Consider the following 1362-nt stretch of genomic DNA (forward strand, 5'->3'; position numbering starts at 1 on the left):
TGTATGACGTCGGGTGATGCTTGACGTTTTGTCTCCGGTTGATGGCTGACAGTGTTTCGGCTGATGCTTTACACCTACTTCGGTTGATCCTTGACACTCCCTGGATGAGGGAGTTGAGCGTGGTGGAGCAGAGGTATCAGGCCGTGCTGGCGGTAATCAGCGACGGTCTGTCGATATCGCAGGTGGCCTCCAAGGTTGGGGTGTCGCGGCAGACGCTGCATGCCTGGTTGGCCCGGTATGAGGCCGAGGGTTTGGAGGGGTTGGCGGATCGGTCGCATCGGCCGGGGTCATGTCCGCATCAGATGCCGGCGGCGGTGGAAGCCGCGGTGTTGGAGCTACGCCGTTCGCGGCCGTATTGGGGGCCGCGGCGGTTGGTGTTCGAACTGACCAAACGCCAGGTCGCCCCGGTGCCTTCGGAGTCGGCGGTATATCGGGCGTTGCTGCGGGCGGGGTTGATTGATCCACACGTGCGGGATCGGCGTTCGCGCAAGTGGAAGCGCTGGGAGCGTGGTGCGCCGATGGAGCTGTGGCAGATGGATGTGGTGGGCGGGTTCCCGCTGGCGGATGGGACCAGCGCCAAGGCGTTGACCGGGATCGATGATCACTCGCGGATGTGTGTCTGTGCTCGGTTGATGGCCCGGGAACGCACTCGTGCGGTCTGCGACGGGCTGCGTGAGGCGTTGGCGACCTACGGGGCTCCGGAGCAGATCTTGACCGATAACGGCAAGGTGTTTACCGGGCGGTTCCACCATCCGCCGGTCGAAGTGCTCTTTGATGCGATCTGCCGCGAGCATGGGATCGAGCATTTGTTGACTCAGCCGCGTTCGCCCACCACCACGGGAAAGATTGAGCGGTTTCACCGCAGCTTGCGCGCTGAGTTCCTCAGCACCGCAGCGCCTTTCCTCAACCTGAAGGCGGCCCAGGCGGCGTTGGATGCATGGGTGGCCGAGTACAACAATGTGCGGCCGCATCAGTCGTTGAAGATGGCCACCCCGGCCCAACGATTCACCGCGGGCACCGGCGTCAGGGCGCGACTTTCGGCGCCTGCTACCACGGGCGCCGATCGTGGTGGTCAGGACTGGGTGTCGCGGATGGTGACCACCAACGGGGTGGTGTGTGTGTCTTGGCAACAGGTATCGATCGGACGGCATTACGCGGGAGCGCGCTGTGATGTGCACGTCGACGGCGAGCTGTTGCGGTTCTGGGTGGGAGACCAACTCGTCAAAACCGCTGCCCGCACCAGCACCGGCGGGGTACGAAACAAACGGGCCTTCCGCAGCAGCGCACAGGCCTAAACCACAACACAAGAGTGTCAAGGATCAACCGAAACAGATCCGTCAACCATCACCCGACTCTGAACAG

At 63.1% G+C, this 1362-nt stretch carries 1 protein-coding gene; it reads left to right on the forward strand.

Going from position 1 to position 1362, the window contains the following annotated elements; all coding sequences use genetic code 11:
- The first annotated feature begins 104 nt into the window (after positions 1–104).
- Positions 105–1295 carry an IS481 family transposase gene (locus A5779_RS32240; protein WP_064888114.1) on the forward strand — a complete coding sequence of 397 codons (1191 nt, stop codon included), beginning with the start codon at positions 105–107 and terminating at the stop codon, positions 1293–1295.
- Positions 1296–1362: the final 67 nt, after the last annotated feature.

The sequence above is a fragment of the Mycolicibacterium peregrinum genome (assembly GCF_001665625.1).
Taxonomy (GTDB): Bacteria; Actinomycetota; Actinomycetes; order Mycobacteriales; family Mycobacteriaceae; genus Mycobacterium; species Mycobacterium peregrinum_B.

Coding starts and splice junctions, on each gene's coding strand:
- A5779_RS32240 (WP_064888114.1), top strand. CDS start 105: ATGAGGGAGTTGAGCGTGGTGGAGCAGAGGTATCAGGCCGTGCTGGCG.